Source organism: Pseudomonas sp. MF6755 (genome assembly GCF_016405635.1).
GTDB classification, from domain to species: Bacteria; Pseudomonadota; Gammaproteobacteria; order Pseudomonadales; family Pseudomonadaceae; genus Aquipseudomonas; species Aquipseudomonas haemolytica.
In genome coordinates, this window is the sequence record NZ_JAEKDA010000011.1 from 209,506 (window position 1) to 221,782 (window position 12,277).

Below are 12,277 nucleotides of genomic sequence, written 5' to 3' on the forward strand. Positions count from 1 at the left end.
TGCTTTCCGCGGAGAAGGCGTTGCGTTTGAGTCCGGCCTCGAACGTGATTTTCTAATTCGCATGGATTTCAGGAGGGATGTCATGTCTGCCGTCGCCCAACCTATTCAGCTGAATTTTGTTGCGCGCAATGGCCGTTCCTACACATACACCCCGGACTTCCTCGTTCGGTTTCATTCACACACTCGGCAGAGCCCGATGCTTGTGGAGGTCAAACCTGAGGAGAACTGGCGTAAATCGTGGCGCGATTCGCTTCCGAAGTGGAAGGCAGCGCTGCGTTATGCCAAGCAGCAAGAATGGAGTTTTCATATCTACGATGAGTCGCGGATCCGAGGACAGTCTCTGAGAAACATTCAATATCTGGAGCGCTTCAAGAGGGCTGACTACGAAGAGGTAGACTTGGACGCGATCATCCGAACTGTCTCGTTCATGGGAATCACCACGGTGCAGTACCTTGTGGCGCTTCATTTCAATGGTGCGGAGGCGTTAGGGAAATCCCATATTTTCCATTTGATCGCCATTCGACGCCTCGACTGTGACATCTCGGCACTTTTGGGCGATTCACTTGAAGTCATGGTGCCGCAATGAGCCAACAGCCCATCGATGTGCCTCGCGGCACCAAACTTGACCGCTCGACGGTAAACGTCTTGCCAGGGGGATTGGTCTGCCATCAAAAGGAGACCTTTCGAATAACCCAGGTGCTCGATTTTGAGTCTGTGCTTGGAATCAATGTGGAAAGTGGGCGAGCCTCCGTGATGCCGATTGCGGAACTCAAACCATTCCTAGGCAGCAAAATCAGAGGCGCATACGCAGACTACGATCTCGAAGAGCTGGGCGCAGAAGAGTGGGCCGTTGCACAGCAGCGCTACTCCGTCATCTCCCCTCTGCTGGGTATAGAAGGTCAGTCACGCAGCGTGGTCGAACAGCGTGCAAAGGCTGCGGGGGTTGATCCGGTCACGATCTATCGTTGGTTGCGCCGCTATAAAGAACAAGGAGAAGTCATCGCTCTTGTTCCCATTAAACGTGGATGGAGTAAAGGGCGGCCCCGGATTTCCGACGCGGTTGAAGCTGTCATCGGAGAAGCGCTTAAGGATTTCTACCTCACCGATCAGAAACCGAACGTCAAGGCGACGAACGAGGTGATCCGCAAGCGCTGCAAGGCGTTGAGACTGCAGCCACCCAATATCACGACGGTTCAAGCCAGAATCAACAAAATCCCTATTCATATCCGGCTGCGCAAGCGCGGCGATAAGGAGCTGGCGGGGAACAAATATGATCCGCGTCCAGGTGGCTTACATACCGAATATCCGCTGCAAATCGTTCAGATCGATCACACGCCAATGGATGTGATACTCGTCGACGACGTACATCGTCGCCCGATTGGACGCCCGTGGCTAACTCTTGCCATTTGCGTGTACACGCGGATGGTCACCGGGTATTTCTTCTCGATGGATGCGCCCTCGGCGGTGTCAGTTGCAATGTGTCTCGTTCACTCCATCTTGCCCAAAGAGCGGTGGCTCGCGCATCACAACGTGGATGCCACGTGGCCCGTTTGGGGCAAGATGGGCACACTGCACAGTGATAACGGTGCGGACTTCCGTACCCACAGCCTCGTCCAGTCGTGCATTCTTCACGAGATCAAACGTGAATTCAGACCTAAGAAGAAACCGCATTGGGGCGGGCATATCGAGCGGTTAATGGGTACTTTTGCGGGTATAGCCAAGAAGGACAAAGGCGCAACGTTCAGCAACCCCGTTGAACGCAGTGAATATGATTCGGACGAGAAGTCGACCTATACCTTTGCCGAGTATGAGGAGCGGCTGGTCAAAAACATCATTATCTACAACAACAAATATCACGAGGAAATTGACTGCTCGCCGACTCACAAATGGAACACCGCATTTTTCGGCGATAAGGAGAACGATGCTTTGCTGCCGCTCCCGCCTCGCATTGCAGACCCTTGGGCTTTCCAGCTTGAATTTCTGCCATCGGCTCGTCGCACGATCCGCCCAGATGGCGTCGAAATGGACGCGATGTACTACGCAGAAGCCCTACGCCCTTATGTTGGGGCACTTGATCCAGTGACCAAGACTCCTCGCAAGTTCCTGTTTCGTCGTGATCCGCGGGACATCAACCGCATTTGGTTCTATGACCCTGGCCTGCGAGAGTATTTCGAGATCCCGATCCTACGTGGTCGCTACGCCGGCGTCACGGTGAGTGAGTATGTCTCTGCGAAGAAAAAAGCGAAGCAGATGGGGCGGAACGCTGTGGACCATGAACTCATCGAGCGTCTGATCGAGGAAAACCGTCAGCAAGAACTCGAAGCGGCAGCTCGAACGAAGCAGGCACGCAAGAGCACTCAGAAGCGTACCAACAATGCCAAGCAAAGCACGCCCGCTAAACCTAAGCCGGAGGTGCCAGTGGCCCCACCGATACCTGTGGTTGTTCCGGGATTGCTATCGATCGATGATGTTGAAACGTTTGGAGATGTCTGGTGACCGACTACGCGCACATCGCCCTACAGTTCAAAGAGGTCATGCTTAAGACAGATCTTGAGCGTCTCGATTTTCTGGAAGAGTCTCGCTGGATCGAGTACCAGGCGGCAACCAAGCTCAGGGCGATTCTCGATGGTCTGCTGCGAGTACCTGATCGAACAAGGATGCCTAACTTGTTAGTGGTCGGCCAGTCCAACTCTGGCAAGACGTCGGTGGTCACGCGGTTCAAGAACACTACCGGCACGCCCTATGTCAGCGACGATGCAGTCAGTGTTCGTCCTGTCATCTACATAGAAATTCATAAGCCTGACGAGCGAGAACTCTACAGCGCTATCCTTCGCGAGTTCTGGGCGCCTCACAACCCGGCTGCAGTGCTTTCCAAGCTCCGAGACCAAGCCTTGCATCTGATGCGTAAAGCCCGGACACGCATGCTAATCATCGATGAGATCCATACCGCGAACAACGGCACTCCTCGAAAGGCGATGGATGTGATGAATGAGATCAAGATGCTCTCGAATACCTTGCACATCCCGCTGGTATTGGTCGGTACGCGAACGGCTTTGCAATTGCTGATGCTCGATCCGCAATACACCAGTCGTTTTGAAGTCGTCGCGCTGCCCGAGTGGACCGTCAATGCGGATTTGCAGCGGTTCCTCAAATCCTTTGAGTCGGTGCTTCCGCTTAAAAAACCATCCAGGTTGTTCAGTCCTGAGCTCACCCCCGTGATCCATCGCATTTCGGGGGGAAACACCGGGAACATTGAATACTTGCTCCGCGAGTGCGCAAAAGAGGCCATCCGAACTGGCTCTGAGCTAATCGACCGCTCGCTCCTCGAGAAAAACTCATGGATGCGCCCAACCAGTGCCGATGGCGTGCGTGTACGTACCCTGTAAAACCGGTATGGCCATTCGTACCGCCTTTACTCGACGACGAGATCATTTCATCTTGGTTGGTGAGGTGCGCGCTCAAGCACGGATGCGAACCGCTTGTTCTTACCAACCACGTTTGGCCTGGATACCGTATCTGGTGTATCGACCCAGATCGAAGTTTGAGCTCCGAGCATTTAGCTGCACTAAGTAGGCTATCAGGCCTGACCTCAGAGGCGCTGAATGCTTCGACGATGACTGCCGTGCACCAGTGCATCGCTGGCGAGACGGTCTTTCCACGTGGTGTCGCCACCTGGCTTCTCTGCCTGGGCATTCGAAACCGTCGAAGATGCAGCGGATTGCAATACTGTCCCTTGTGCTTTGCCCAGCATGAACCTTACTACCGCATTCAGGACCGATGTGCGTGGCATACGAGCTGTCCTGTTCATCGAGTAGCTCTGTTGGATTGCTGCGATCGCTGTCATGCCCCGTTATGCCCACAACTGATCGGCCCCCCTCAAGAAAATATCGGGCGCTGTCATCGGTGCGCCTTTGAGCTGTGTTCGGCCCCTGTGGTGCCATCGCTTGCAAGTGCAATGTCTTTTCAAGTTGCCACCGACTCGCTCTTCGACGGGCTTACGCTGCGATATGGCAACTCTCGACTGAATCTGGTTGAGTGGTTTGAACTCGCCCACTGGATGCTCGGAGTGTTGCGGTCCGCCGCACGGAACCATGGTTCGTGCATCTCGGGCTTTTTCGATAGACTGGACGTCTGCGTGGAAACGCTGCACCCCCCGCCCACTGGGTTACCGTTTGAATATCTCGCCCCCGGTGAACGCGCAAGCTTGCTTTCTAACGTATGGAAAATGATCCAGGCGGGTCCAGACAAGCTAATCAGCGCCGCCGTCCAGGAAGGAATCAGGCGTTCGCTTTTGATACCGCGGTCAGGCCGGCTGCCTTTTGCACTAGCCGAGCTTGAAACGGTACTAAAAGTCTCGCAACGCGGACGGGGTGGTCATCTCCATTCAGGTTCGCCTCGCTCCCCCTCAAGCGTCTTAATGAGATGGAACCGTTTGCTCAGGAAGTTTCAGCGATGACAGAGGCAACACCCCTAGTCCGAAGGCTTCGAAATGAATGTCTTTGCATAGGGAAAAAAGTGCATCGTGTTTACAAAGGACGTCCATTCTGTAGCACCTGCTATGCGCGCCTATTTAAGCGCCGACTCTGCCCGGCCTGTGGCAACCATGCCAGGTTACCAATACCTACCTTTGACGAGAACGCCATATGCCGGCGTTGCGAATCTGCAGCGCCTTGCGTTCGATGCGCAAAAGTCGGTAGGCCAGTAGGGTTGATGACGAAACAAGGCCCAGCGTGCAGCAGTTGTGCTCATTACTACTCCGCCCCTGCACCCTGTGGGAAATGTGGCGAGCTGTCGACTCGTCTGACGCGTGTGCTGAATGTTGACCCTGATCTTAGGTGTTGTCCCAAATGTGCCCGGGAGGGTGCTGCCACGTGCCCAGATTGCAGACGTCACAGGTTTCTGATTGAAGGACCGGATGGCCGCAGTCGCTGCAAGCGTTGTACTGAGGTAGGCGAAAGTCTGTGCCACACCTGCGAAAAGCCCATGCCAGCTGGACGGGTGGCGGAATGCGAGTACTGTAGTTGGGAGCGAAGCTTCAACCAACGTTCTGCGATACTTGTCGAAAGCTTCGAATGTGCCTCCACCCGTCAGCAATTCGTTGATTTTTGCCGTTGGCTTAAAAGCGAAATGGGGCCGCATAAAGCCACGCTGAAGCTTGAGAACTACCTCATCTTCTTCAGCTTTCTCGAAACGCACCAAGCGGGTATACCGCCCTACGTGTCGTTGCTCAACCACTTCGACGCTGACGGGTTGCGCAGAATGCAGACACCCATGCTGTGGCTAAAGGTCCGGTATGGCGTAGAGCCTGATGTATTATTGCGAGAGGAGCATTCCGAGAAACGACGGATCGATCGGATGATTGAGGCGGTTCCCGCTGGAGTAGCTGCCGAGGCCCTGTTGGGCTACAGGGCTTTTCTACAGACGAAGCAAGCCGAAGGGCGCACGACGACCCGATCTGTGCGCATTTCGTTGAGAGCTGCCACCGATGTGCTCGCCTCCACATCTTCGACATTCGACATATTGCCCACTCAAAAATCAGTGACGGCCTATCTGACCCACAAGCCCGGGCAGGCCGCTGCCGTCCAAGGGTTCATCAGTTATTTAAACCGGACTCATGGCTCTGGGCTGTTGGCTGAAGTTGATGGGTTGGCCAAGGCTCGTGCTCGTACGAACAAGTTGGAATCTGAGCTGTTGGAGTTGTACCAAAGTGCAGGCGAAGGGGAAGCGTTCGAACGCACCTGGATAAAGACTGCTTTGATGCTCTTACACGGAGTGGCAAGCGTGAACAAAAAAACAGTAATTTACCGTCCCCAGTCATTCCGAGGTCAGTCAGGTTTTAGCGTGACGCTGAAGCGGCAAGATTACTGGGTACCTAGCCCTGAGCACAAACCGACACCTGCTAAAATTGAAGCTGAGTGACAATGAATCCATGAACAGATTTGAGCAATGGCTCAATTCTGACTGAAGAAGAAATGCGCAGGGCCCTGTTCGGCTCGAACGGACCTAAGGGAAAAAAGATACTCGCTGCTGAATCGGCTCCGACGCCTAGGGCGTCGACACCTCAATCTATATCGCTCTTACAAGGACTGCCTAGGCGAAATCAAGGTGTCCATCGCCTTAGGCGGTATGGTGATTGAGCCCGGCGACCTTGTGATCGGTGATGACGACGACCTGCCCTGCGTTCCATTCGATCAGGCAGAGGGCGCATCGATTTTGGTGTATATCCGAATATATCCTGCTGACTATAATTTATAGTCAGCAGGATATATTCGGATATTTTCAGTCGGTAGCAATGCATCAGCACTGCAGCGGTACGCTTGTGTTCATCAACGAAGCATTGAGCCACTCAGTGATCGTGCGTCCATGTAATCACCAGGGTGAATAGCCAAGCTTGCTAGCCCGCGCTCGTCAAATGCAGGAGTGGGAGATACGTTGACGCTTTGGATCCCCCAGATAAATGGTCATCGCGTTCGCTCAAATCCGATGCAGATGATTGGTGGTCAACGCAATCAGTCATCCAGGACTGGCTTGGCTGCATGCGAACCTTTGTCCCGCTTTAGAAAGGGCAGATTTATACCGAACGGCTCGAGGGCTTTGCGTATGGTGAGGCCTGCCGCGAAAGCTCTGTTGTGGCTGTAGTGGCGGAAAATGTTGGGTGAAACACCTAGAATTTCCAGTCGGGCAAAATTGCCCATTGCATTCCGAATTTCGTCGCAGACCTTGGAGATTACTTCTCGCGCCTGTTCCGAATCATCAACGTTGATGGCCAATCCGGAGATTTGCTCGTCTTTGAACACCTTGCCTTGGCGTTTCTTTTTGCGTTGTAGCTCGAAAAGGTAGATTGTTTTCCCATCTATTACCGCCTGGATGAGCAGTAGGCCGCGCAGCCGAGTAGCGTTATCGATGTACCGCAGCCACCTCCTCGCGCCATCTTCCACATCGTCTTCTTCGTCGAATGATTCGAGAGTGTAGAGCCTGAATTCGGGGTCTTGGATAAAACCTTGCGCTTCTGAATACCACGCCAAGCTGGTAAAGCTTGGGTATACGTCTTTTAGATACTGAAGCTCTGCCCAGAGTTCTCCGAGAATGCCGCCGTTGCCAATAACGCGTTTGGCGTGATGGACGATATGGCTGACACCGTTAGGTGCTCCTTGAGGATCCCCAGTCGAAAAAAGAGAAGGAGGTTCAACTCGTATAGTCACTGTCTCTTTCTTCAAATAGCTGCGTTCGACGGATGTACGAGTAAATGGGCAGGCGGGACCGAGTTTAGCAAACGACGGATCTGGTTTGCCCCAGGACCCCGCGTTCCTCCCCGGTTCAATTTTATCGGTAACGGGAAAAGGGTCCTGAGGCTTCGGGATATCAACGATTATTCTTGTTAGAGGTGTCGCGGGCTCTGTCGGCTCGGGACCATTATTCAACCGTTTGTCTCGGCGGATGTTATATGAGTGGTGCAGCGGCTCGCTCATGCCAGTAACTTCCAAGCTCAGAAATGTCCGGCCGTTATTGATCCAGCGCCCGCGCGCCCGGACTTTAGCCGGCCCCTCGAACCATGGAGCGACCTTTAGACTTGTTTCATGAATGCCGCGTCCGAGCGCATTATCGATTTGTGCGTACAGATTTTTGGCAGCAAGCTCAGCCTTCGCGTTATATCGCAGAGTTGCCAAGAGAAGAGCATCGCTATCCTCGACATCCGGATGAGGACTAACCGTCCATGTCTCAGAGTCTTCCTCCTCAAATGACGCGTACAGCTTCTCAAGCACATCTGACCACTCGTAAGTCACGAGGATTCTGGCCATGTCAGATGTCGTCCCATAGCATCGGTAAAGAAAGTCGATACATGGAATAAGCAGGTTTTTTTCATCTGGTAACGGAAAATTGAGCAGATCGCAGACTACGCTATCGGTTTTTAAGTTACGGAGCTCATAATCCTTCTTGAAATACGGAAAGTTATGTCTTCCCGTGACGCTCAGGTGTGACCATGCGCCCTCCGTGAAATCGACCGAAAATTCTTGTGTCTTACCGAAATAGGTTTCAGCGATGCACTTGCCGTCTTTCCAGATCGTGCCGATGCGAAAGCTCCCCATCCGACTTACACCGATTGAAACCTGAGTCACTCCGGCCGGTCGATCGTCCTTATCCAGAAACCGGAATATTACAACTACCATGGGTATGGTCTGAGCATCTGGGTTGCGCTGAATGCGTTCATACCACCACACGACCACCGTACCGTGAACATGTAGGATTGCGTCGCCGTCATTAGTGGTACATAAATTGTCGCGAGGCATGATCCGCCTTAAACGTTGAGACAAAACTTACTCCGGTCTTCAGGGATCAAAGGCTGTTCGGCCAAGCCAAACATTATGTTGTCTATCATCACCGTCTTTACCGCAATAGACAGAGATATCCGCCAGCACGGGATAGGTGCCAGCAACTCAGTGTCGTTGGCGAATGCGCAGCCGATTAGATAAAGGTTGTTGCGTTCGCCATCGTGCGATCTTGCAACTTCCGGTGCGCATCCATGGCATTGATGGCCAGCAACTCCTCTTGCTGTTGCCGTTCCGGTCGCTGGATGGAAATGGGGAACGTTGCGTCTACGCCCTGATCTGATTCCCAAGCCGACGTGACAGGTTTGCCGCTCATTCCTCGCTCTCACGATGCTTTTTGGAGTCAACCCTGTTCTCGCCAATTTACGTTGGTCGGGATCGGGCTCCAGCAAGAGGATTTACCGATCCGGTCGCTGTAGGCGAGAGCGGCTGCGCTTATCATTGCGGTCTTTCGTCGATTTTCCTGTGACACCTGCCCTGGAGTCCCATTGTCTCGTCGATTTGGTCGTCTCCAATGACTGAAGTAGGGCTTATCCTGCTCTTCAGTAATGTCGGGCCTGTTTCCCAGCCTGGTCGTTAGATCCGGCGTTGCGGCATGATTCGCCACGGTGGGGGTGTTGATGTTCAGTTGCGCCAGAAAATCGTTCGGATTCAGAGCACGAAAGGTGCCGCCGTTGCGCGTTCTCAGCAATGCTGCGAGCCGCCTGTAGTCATCGTTTTCGAAAAAACTCGAGATTTCGTAGCTTCTGCTGACTTTGAACAAGAAAAACTCGGCAATCGGCTGTTGCTCCGTACCTCTGCTGGCCATCGAGAGCATGTAGGTTTGTTGGCTGGTGGAAAAGATGCACTCGAACTCCACTGCACCATGTTGGCTGCGAAAACTCTGGTGTTCGATCGCTTCTCCGTACTGATCCAGCTGACAGAGCATGCTCCGGTGCAACAGTTCTATGTTCGTCATCTTCAACGGCGTACCCTCTCAATTGCAGACTTAAGACGTCCTGGTAATGCGCTGAGCTCTGTCCGCAACTTGGCGAGACCGGGCATCAACGGTAACAAACGGATTCATCGCGCAACCTCATAGTCGGGAAGCACGTCTAGGCTTCTAACTGATTCCAATGTCGGATGGCGCTGCAGCAAGCGCTCTACCTCTCGGGGTAGCTTTCTGTCCCTGAGGACCTCATAGATTTCCGTCCTGCATTGAACGTTAAGAGCGTATTTGGCCTTACCCTGGCTTGGCTTTTTGACCAACAGATGGTGCTGGTACAGAAGGTTGAGCACGTGAGGTGTACGATCTTTGTACATCTCGTCGACGCCCCGGCCTTTGGGTATGTCGGCTGCCCACATGTAACCCTTGGCATTGCCGGCCCACATGTGATTTGCCTCAAGCTTTGCCATGACGAGCAGCGCGACGATGATGTCCACGGCTACCAGCGGCTCGCCGTTTGTAAAATGGTCGATAACCGAGGTCACGGCTTCGTGCAACTCGGCTTCGCTTGCTATGGTAGGTGCTGCCACGGGGACAGTTACAGCCAAGCGAACACGAATACGATCGAGCACTGTGGCTTTTATGGGCTGCAACAGCAGCACAGGCCCGGGTTTCTGGCCAACCATCGAACTGAAATTGAGAATGTTCAGAGAGTAACTGTCGTCGTAGACGACATGCTTGATTGTGACGGCGGGGAAAGCATTGCCCAGGCGCGCGACTGTGGCACCGATATCGTTGCTACCGTCGAGAAAGCAGTTCTTTGGGAATCCTATGTACAGTGAAGTCATCGTATGTCCTCCTGCTTCGCTCCTCCGTTAGCGCGGTTTTGCAGAGGACAGGGCAGAAAGGATCAGGCGAGAGGGGATAGGGATTTCGAGCAGTTGCTCAACAGGCATCTGGCTGAGTGCTGCGAGGATCACACGCTTGGTTTCTTCCGGGGAGTGCTGAAGACAATGCTGCGCAGCAATTGTTACCACTTCAGGCTGTACCGGTTCTGGGATTTCAGATTTGGTTTGAAACGCCCAGTGAATTGGAAGATTTTTATCGGCGAGCCATTTCTTGGCGAAGGCAGACACCCGAGCTGACCTGTACAGGTTCCAGTGGCGCATCAGCCCTTCGCTGAGACTTTCCAGTTCCAGCCCAAACTGATGCGGGTGCCATGTGGGCAGAGAGACCAGCTTCCTCGCGTCATCCGCACAAGAACAATCTTTGAGCTGCTCCTCGATAAAACACTCGGCCCACCTTTTTTGTTCGAGTAAACCGATCTTCTCCATTTCGACCCAGTCATCTGCCGGCGTCGGAGCAGCATCGAGGCCGATTCTGATGGCGCCCGTTAGACGGTTGAAGAAGCGGCGCCCAGGAGGTGATGGGAGCGTGAACGCTTCCCAGACAGCTTTGCGTAGCGGATTGTAGGTCTCGACATGGGGAGTCGGGATCTGAGAATTATTGGAGATGACAGTGACGGCTAAGGCATCTTTCTCTGTCTTCACAATCTGAAGTTTGGAGCTAAGGTAGGGATCAGTCAGCAGCCCCGACATGCTCTTGAAACCGAAGGTTTTCCAGTCTACTGAGGGGTGAGCTTTGCGCAGGTGCATTCCAAGCGCGGCGGCCGTCACGTAGGGGGTTCCAGGGGGGATGGTACTAGAGGCGATGCGAACAACTTCGTCGAAGTAGGCTGACTTTTCCATAGCTGATCCCCATAAGCAAAATAGACCCCTTAGGCACGTGCCTAAGGGGTGATATCTGTAGTTGCTTTTTGCAGGGGTCAGAAATACTAGGGCGCAAATGAGGCAGTCATCTTGACGTAGCGTGAGTCAGTCGCCTGCATGCGACTCGCTGTCGAGATCCTAGTAATCTTCAGCTATCAGGTCCCACCGCCAGGTCGATTTTAAACCTACTCCGATCATCAAAAGATCGGCGGCAGTGGGTCATCAGCCAGCAAAGTATCAGCATGTATCGCCAGAAAGTCAACATTTAGTCAACACATGCCGCTCAAGGTGGTTACTGGTAAGCGGGGCAGTGAACGGGAAGAGTCAAGCGATTCTAGTACCCGGATGTGCCGCAATCCAGATCTTTCGGGAGCGACGTCTCGCTGACTTTCCAAATGCTGGCCTCTTTATCGCAATCACATGCCGGGCTAGGTGCTGACCACAGGTCATCAAGGTTGCTGCCTGCGTTGCGAACAACAAGCGGGCCGCCCAGGTAGTGGCAAATTGATTTTTGCTTCGGATCCAATGTTACTATCGGTTTCATGCCGACGTTTTATTCATCGTAACTGCGCTTTTTTGACGTATCCTTTTCTTACGTCTATTGTTTGATTTTCTTACTAGTGGGGCATGATGGATATTAAGACGCAGATCGAAAAGCTGCTGAGTGCCTTCTGGGATAGGCGAGCGCAGGAAATCATCGACGACCCTCTGTCGACTGATGAACTGGGGGCTCCTTTGGATTCCATCTCGGCTGTCGATGCGTTTGTCGGTATCGACAAGCTGGTCCAGTGCAAGCTGCCCGTAGAATTGATTATTCGCCACGGGGGGTACAACTCGAAGGATCAGTTCGTCAGTGACATCACTGACAAGGTCATTCGGTATCTCAAGGAGGTACCGAAATGACTGACCTGACGCATTCTGACGGCAATGACTTAGGCGATCGTCTGCGGCAGGCCCGCGAATACGTCGGGCTTTCGCAAGAGGAGGTTGCAACAGTCTTGGGGCTGTCTCGACCATCGATCACCAACATCGAACTAGGAGCCAGAAAGGTCGAGGCAACTGAGCTGGGGAAGCTTGCAAAGCTTTACCGTCGAACACTTGAGTACCTTTTATCGGGCGTTGAACCAGCTCCCAGTGGGCCGGAGCAGCTTGCATTCTTGGCTCGCGCGGTGAAAGGCTTGTCTGAAAAAGACTTGGAAGAAGTTGCACGATTTGCTGAGTTTCTCAAGCAGTCAGTGCGTAAGCGCGGGGAGTAA

The 12,277-nt window shown here is 53.3% G+C and carries 12 protein-coding genes and 1 pseudogene; 8 read left to right on the forward strand and 5 right to left on the reverse strand.

Annotated features, from left to right (window positions below; genetic code table 11):
• Nucleotides 1-82: 82 nt before the first annotated feature.
• The 6 genes and pseudogenes from JFT66_RS16805 to JFT66_RS29810 form a co-directional block, all read left to right on the forward strand.
• Nucleotides 83-586 (forward strand): TnsA endonuclease N-terminal domain-containing protein, encoded by a 504-nt coding sequence (locus JFT66_RS16805; RefSeq protein WP_319804764.1) that lies wholly within the window; start codon nucleotides 83-85, stop codon nucleotides 584-586.
• Entirely contained in the window at nucleotides 583-2,496 is a 1,914-nt protein-coding gene (locus tag JFT66_RS16810; RefSeq protein WP_198859668.1) for a Mu transposase C-terminal domain-containing protein, read from the forward strand. The genes JFT66_RS16805 and JFT66_RS16810 overlap by 4 nt, the downstream gene beginning before the upstream one ends.
• Nucleotides 2,493-3,386, forward strand: coding sequence for a TniB family NTP-binding protein (locus JFT66_RS16815; RefSeq protein WP_122281517.1), 894 nt, complete (start codon nucleotides 2,493-2,495; stop codon nucleotides 3,384-3,386). Before JFT66_RS16810 ends, JFT66_RS16815 begins: the two co-directional genes overlap by 4 nt.
• A complete protein-coding gene (locus tag JFT66_RS30245) occupies nucleotides 3,338-4,456 on the forward strand; it encodes a TniQ family protein (protein ID WP_198859669.1) in 1,119 nt (372 codons plus the stop codon). The genes JFT66_RS16815 and JFT66_RS30245 overlap by 49 nt, the downstream gene beginning before the upstream one ends.
• A 527-nt stretch (nucleotides 4,457-4,983) precedes the next feature.
• Entirely contained in the window at nucleotides 4,984-5,919 is a 936-nt protein-coding gene (locus JFT66_RS16825) for a hypothetical protein (RefSeq protein WP_233097111.1), read from the forward strand.
• Nucleotides 5,920-6,078: 159 nt separating this feature from the next.
• Nucleotides 6,079-6,192, forward strand: a pseudogene (locus JFT66_RS29810) (RraA family protein); the annotation flags it as partial.
• 317 nt (nucleotides 6,193-6,509) lie between these two features.
• Here the strand turns inward: JFT66_RS29810 and JFT66_RS16830 are convergent.
• The 5 genes from JFT66_RS16830 to JFT66_RS16850 form a co-directional block, all read right to left on the reverse strand.
• Nucleotides 6,510-8,288, reverse strand: a complete 1,779-nt coding sequence (locus JFT66_RS16830) for a hypothetical protein (RefSeq protein ID WP_198859670.1) — start codon at nucleotides 8,286-8,288, stop codon at nucleotides 6,510-6,512.
• A gap of 175 nt (nucleotides 8,289-8,463) precedes the next feature.
• Nucleotides 8,464-8,643, reverse strand: coding sequence for a hypothetical protein (locus JFT66_RS16835; protein ID WP_198859671.1), 180 nt, complete (start codon nucleotides 8,641-8,643; stop codon nucleotides 8,464-8,466).
• Between the two features lie 27 nt (nucleotides 8,644-8,670).
• The gene (locus JFT66_RS16840) at nucleotides 8,671-9,291 is read right to left on the reverse strand and encodes a DUF6037 family protein (RefSeq protein WP_198859672.1); all 621 of its coding nucleotides are present in this window, start codon (nucleotides 9,289-9,291) and stop codon (nucleotides 8,671-8,673) included.
• 98 nt (nucleotides 9,292-9,389) lie between these two features.
• Nucleotides 9,390-10,100, reverse strand: coding sequence for a hypothetical protein (locus JFT66_RS16845; protein WP_198859673.1), 711 nt, complete (start codon nucleotides 10,098-10,100; stop codon nucleotides 9,390-9,392).
• Nucleotides 10,101-10,127: 27 nt separating this feature from the next.
• Nucleotides 10,128-11,000: an OST-HTH/LOTUS domain-containing protein gene (locus JFT66_RS16850; RefSeq protein WP_198859674.1), complete on the reverse strand. Its 873-nt coding sequence runs from the start codon at nucleotides 10,998-11,000 to the stop codon at nucleotides 10,128-10,130.
• A gap of 651 nt (nucleotides 11,001-11,651) precedes the next feature.
• Between JFT66_RS16850 and JFT66_RS16855 the strand changes: the two genes are divergently transcribed.
• Nucleotides 11,652-11,924 (forward strand): hypothetical protein, encoded by a 273-nt coding sequence (locus tag JFT66_RS16855; protein WP_233097112.1) that lies wholly within the window; start codon nucleotides 11,652-11,654, stop codon nucleotides 11,922-11,924.
• Complete coding sequence (locus tag JFT66_RS16860) at nucleotides 11,921-12,277, forward strand: helix-turn-helix domain-containing protein (protein WP_198859676.1); 357 nt, start codon at nucleotides 11,921-11,923, stop codon at nucleotides 12,275-12,277. Before JFT66_RS16855 ends, JFT66_RS16860 begins: the two co-directional genes overlap by 4 nt.

Excerpts from the sequence above, each read along its gene's own strand:
- JFT66_RS16805 (WP_319804764.1), top strand. The coding sequence starts at position 83 with ATGTCTGCCGTCGCCCAACCTATTCAGCTGAATTTTGTTGCGCGCAAT.
- JFT66_RS16810 (WP_198859668.1), top strand. The coding sequence starts at position 583 with ATGAGCCAACAGCCCATCGATGTGCCTCGCGGCACCAAACTTGACCGC.
- JFT66_RS30245 (WP_198859669.1), top strand. The coding sequence starts at position 3,338 with ATGGATGCGCCCAACCAGTGCCGATGGCGTGCGTGTACGTACCCTGTA.
- JFT66_RS16825 (WP_233097111.1), top strand. The coding sequence starts at position 4,984 with ATGCCAGCTGGACGGGTGGCGGAATGCGAGTACTGTAGTTGGGAGCGA.
- JFT66_RS16830 (WP_198859670.1), bottom strand. The coding sequence starts at position 8,288 with ATGCCTCGCGACAATTTATGTACCACTAATGACGGCGACGCAATCCTA.
- JFT66_RS16835 (WP_198859671.1), bottom strand. The coding sequence starts at position 8,643 with ATGAGCGGCAAACCTGTCACGTCGGCTTGGGAATCAGATCAGGGCGTA.
- JFT66_RS16845 (WP_198859673.1), bottom strand. The coding sequence starts at position 10,100 with ATGACTTCACTGTACATAGGATTCCCAAAGAACTGCTTTCTCGACGGT.
- JFT66_RS16850 (WP_198859674.1), bottom strand. The coding sequence starts at position 11,000 with ATGGAAAAGTCAGCCTACTTCGACGAAGTTGTTCGCATCGCCTCTAGT.
- JFT66_RS16855 (WP_233097112.1), top strand. The coding sequence starts at position 11,652 with ATGGATATTAAGACGCAGATCGAAAAGCTGCTGAGTGCCTTCTGGGAT.
- JFT66_RS16860 (WP_198859676.1), top strand. The coding sequence starts at position 11,921 with ATGACTGACCTGACGCATTCTGACGGCAATGACTTAGGCGATCGTCTG.